Origin of the sequence: Flavobacterium sp. LS1P28, from assembly GCF_003970335.1 — a bacterium.
Lineage (GTDB): Bacteria > Bacteroidota > Bacteroidia > Flavobacteriales > Flavobacteriaceae > Flavobacterium.
The window spans coordinates 1-3,868 of sequence record NZ_RYDI01000036.1 but is presented as its reverse complement, the minus strand read 5'-3'; the positions used below and the strand labels follow the sequence as shown (position 1 = coordinate 3,868).

Annotated in this window: 4 protein-coding genes; all 4 read left to right on the top strand. The window is 26.9% G+C overall.

Annotated elements, in window-relative coordinates:
* Positions 1-262: 262 nt before the first annotated feature.
* Positions 263-790, top strand: coding sequence for a hypothetical protein (locus tag EKL97_RS15475; RefSeq protein ID WP_126569306.1), 528 nt, complete (start codon positions 263-265; stop codon positions 788-790).
* A gap of 3 nt (positions 791-793) precedes the next feature.
* Positions 794-1,369 (top strand): hypothetical protein, encoded by a 576-nt coding sequence (locus tag EKL97_RS15470; RefSeq protein WP_126569305.1) that lies wholly within the window; start codon positions 794-796, stop codon positions 1,367-1,369.
* Between the two features lie 202 nt (positions 1,370-1,571).
* Complete coding sequence (locus EKL97_RS15465) at positions 1,572-3,497, top strand: DUF4365 domain-containing protein (protein ID WP_126569304.1); 1,926 nt, start codon at positions 1,572-1,574, stop codon at positions 3,495-3,497.
* Positions 3,498-3,631: 134 nt separating this feature from the next.
* A complete protein-coding gene (locus EKL97_RS16160; protein WP_126569303.1) occupies positions 3,632-3,820 on the top strand; it encodes an HNH endonuclease in 189 nt (62 codons plus the stop codon).
* Positions 3,821-3,868: the final 48 nt, after the last annotated feature.

Genomic DNA, 3,868 nt, shown 5'->3' with positions numbered 1-3,868 from the left:
TTGCCGATAAGGGACTTGCACCCTATAGATAAAATTCCTACTTTTGAGGAATTGGAAGTGCATGCAAGGCACACACAACCATTTTGAGCTAGCTGGAGTTTAGTGGAATTATGTGCTGTCATCATAAATCCACCCAGCCAAAGCTACTCTGCTATCAAGCCCGCAAGCATCTTGAAGCAGCGGGAACGTTAGCCGTCAGTTTCAAGCGACAGAAAACTGAAAAGAAAGACATTTAAAATAACTGATAAAAGTAAACCCAATTTTGAAAAAACCAGTTTTATCGACTTTTAAAATTTTAATAAAAAAGTCATTTAATTCAGATATTGACGAAATTTGGATAAATTGGGCAATGGAAATGATGGAAGTAGGTTTTGAAAATGAAACCTTATTTATTTTAGCAGGAATTTCAAAACCATATAATCAATTTGAGTTACAAGAATTGACAACAAAAGTTCTAACCGAATTAAATCTTGATTTCTCGAACCAAAAAACAGTAATTAAAAATTATGTTTATTACTTAATTTCAAACTCAATTTACAAAACAGAATCCTATTTAGCAACATTAAGAGAATTAAAAAATATTTGTATCGATTTAAATATGGAAGACAACTATATGAATTTCTATCTATTATATTTTGCAAAAGACGATTTAATAGAACAAGAGAATCAACATTATTGGAACGATGCAAATCGTCAAAATATTGACCAAATTGTAACCGAAAACTTTAAGAATTGGAAAACTGAATATGAAACTATATCGAAAACTGAAAACAAATTACTTAAATCTTAGTTTATGACGTATGTACCAATAATCGCTTTAATATGTGGACTAACATATTTTCTTTATCCGAGAATAGAAAACTATTATAAACGACCTATTTTAATTGTAGAAATTGAACCTAAAAATGGTATCACAAAAACTCAAAGCCCATTAGGTTTATCTTCAAAAAATCTAGACAAACCAAGTAATAACCCCGACGAACTTTTATATGTATATGAATTTGAGTGGAGATTTAACTTAATTGTCAGGAACAATTCAGAAAATAATGCTTATGATATTAAAATTCTTCAAAAAAACGATATGCCGAAAATAGGATTTCAAGAAAAAATTAATTTTCAAAAAGCATTGAAAGCTCACGATGAACTTAATCTGCCATTTAAAATTGTTAATGTCGTAGAAGTTTTAGGAAAAGATAGAGAAGAAATATTTGAAAATGATCCAAAAATATTTAAAGACTTATCAATATCATTAGAATACAAAAATTATAAAAAAAACATATTTTTTTCAACATTTAATTTCAATAATAAATCTAACAATTATAAGAGAATTTTAGATTACGAAATAAAGTTTATGTATTATTCACATTAATTTTATAAATAAAAATTCGACATAATAATCGTAAATAAATAAAAAACCGAACGCACAACAGCAACAACGGATTTGGGCAATTGGCTTAATGGAAAGTTGTTTTTGTATTTGGGAGATTTAGCAAATCCGAAAATAGGGCTTAATTTAGTCCCAAACCCGCTGTAGTAGCGCGACGTTAAGCACGAATTTAAAGAAAATCTAAATGAAAAGACCTGACCAGCATATAATAGAAACTAAATCTCAAAGAATTTTTGAAAGATTAGTTCCAGTTGAATGGGTTGCACGTGAAGTAAAGCCCGATTATGGGGTTGACTATTTAGTCGAAGTTTTCAAGAATGGTGAATCAACAGGAAAAACTTTTTTTGTTCAATTAAAAGGTTCTGATCAAGATATAGAGAAAGACACTTTTAAAAAACAATTTGAAGTAGAAAATCTGCATTACTATAATTCATTAGCACTTCCTGTTTTAATTATTTTGGTATCTGTAAATACAGAACAAATTTGGGCTATTTGGGCTAACAATTTGTCTAAAGCTTTTACTCTAAAACCGAAACAGAAAAAAGTATCAATAAATCTTTGCTCTAAATACTTAATTGATAAAGATAAATTCATAAACTTTGAAAATGATTTAGAATCAACAAAAAAAATAGGATTGTCTATAAATTTTGACGGCGAAAAGGAAAAACTTTTAAGTGAAAAAATCTTAAAATGGATTGATGAATATTACAAAGACATAATATCAACAGAATTCAATTATTTGCCAAATCATATAGAAATAACTTTTAATTCAATTTCTAATAACGAGTTAAAGTTCTCAATTACTGCTCTAAATTTTAAAGATGATATTATTGTAAATAATATTGAAGAAGATAATATTTATTTACATAGACCAAAATTTGACAACAATGATGTGAATGATTTAAATAAAGAAATTTTAAAAATTTTGGCTATAACTTTTGCTAAATATAATATAAAAAGTTCTTTAGAAATTTTTAGCAAAATAATTACTCATCTAGAAATAAATAACGATTCTGAATTTGTTTCTTTTGATCCTCTAGGGCTATTAGTTTTAGCTAAATCAAATAATGAATTACCACGTTTTAATAATCTTATTAAAAAAATTATAGATTTAAAAAATAATAAGTTATTTTTTTTCTGTGATTTAGCATACTTCTATGCAGATGCTGAATCTGAAGAATTACAAAAATATCGAATCGAAAACTTAAACTATTTAATAAAACACTCAAATGATAATCCAACAAAAGGAACTTGTTGCTATAATATTGCAAATATTTTAAAATCATCTAAAAAGAATGATGAAGATGAATCAATAAAATACTATTTCAAATCACGAAAATTTTATCCTGACTATGAAAATAGAGATTATTGGTGGCGAGAATTAGCAGGTTTATTGTTTGAAAAAAAACATTATAAGATTTCTGAATCATTTTATAGAGAATCTCTAAAATTAGATAGTTCTAATGTTACATATTCAAGACTTGCGGAAAAAAATCCACCAAAATTAATTTATTCATTAATAGCAGATTGTCTTTTTATGCAAGGTAAATTTAGTAAAGCTCACGAAGTATTTGAAAAATACTTTTTAGATACTAATTCTGATATTTATGAATGGATTTTAAAAGATATGGTTTGTATCGAACTTGTTAAAAGAAAATTAGACAATGTTACTCCCAATAAAAAAGACTCAATAACGATTTGTGAAAAAACTTTATCCATATCTTCAAATAGTGAAATAATTTTATCGTTAAAAAAAGCTATTGCACTTGATCCTATGAATTCTTTAGCTTGGTTTAACCTTGGCGTAGCTTTAGATAAAGATAAATATTTTGAAGAATCTTTATTCAGTTTCATAGCCTCCGGAACAATGATGACAGGTGATAAAGAAGCGCAATTTAATGCTTTACTCACCTGCTTTACACAACAAAAACTTGATTTTTTACAAGCTTTATTGTTCTATATAATTGAAAAACACGGTGACTTAGTTATAAATGATTTTGCTGATTACATTATGTCAAAAAGAAATCCTCTTGACATAAGAATAAAAGTCGTTAAAGCATTTACTAAACTTTTTGAAACAACAATAAATATAAAAAAAAACAGTGCATAACAGCTACAGAGGATTTGGGCAATAGGCTTAATGGGAAGTTGGTTTTGTATCTTTGAGAAATGAGTAAACTGATAGTTTTGCCTTCTTAAATTTACAACATAAGATCCATAAATGTTTTTGAGTAATAAACTGAAATGAGTAAAACAACATTTGACAACATAACAAGAAGTGCACTTTGGACTGCATATAAAAATATTTGTTTTTATTGCAGTCGACCTTTAGATTGGGGAGATTTACATATTGATCATATTATACCTGAATCTATTTCACAAAAAGAAAAAGAGTTTGAAAAGATTTTGAGGTGTTCCGATAAATACTTATGATTTTTATGTATATTTAAAGTATGGAAAAATTTACAGGAGAAAGTATTT

What these genes read in the sequence shown, in the direction of transcription:
- EKL97_RS15465 (WP_126569304.1), top strand. Translation starts at nt 1,572, where the DNA reads ATGAAAAGACCTGACCAGCATATAATAGAAACTAAATCTCAAAGAATT.
- EKL97_RS16160 (WP_126569303.1), top strand. Translation starts at nt 3,632, where the DNA reads ATGAGTAAAACAACATTTGACAACATAACAAGAAGTGCACTTTGGACT.
- EKL97_RS15470 (WP_126569305.1), top strand. Translation starts at nt 794, where the DNA reads ATGACGTATGTACCAATAATCGCTTTAATATGTGGACTAACATATTTT.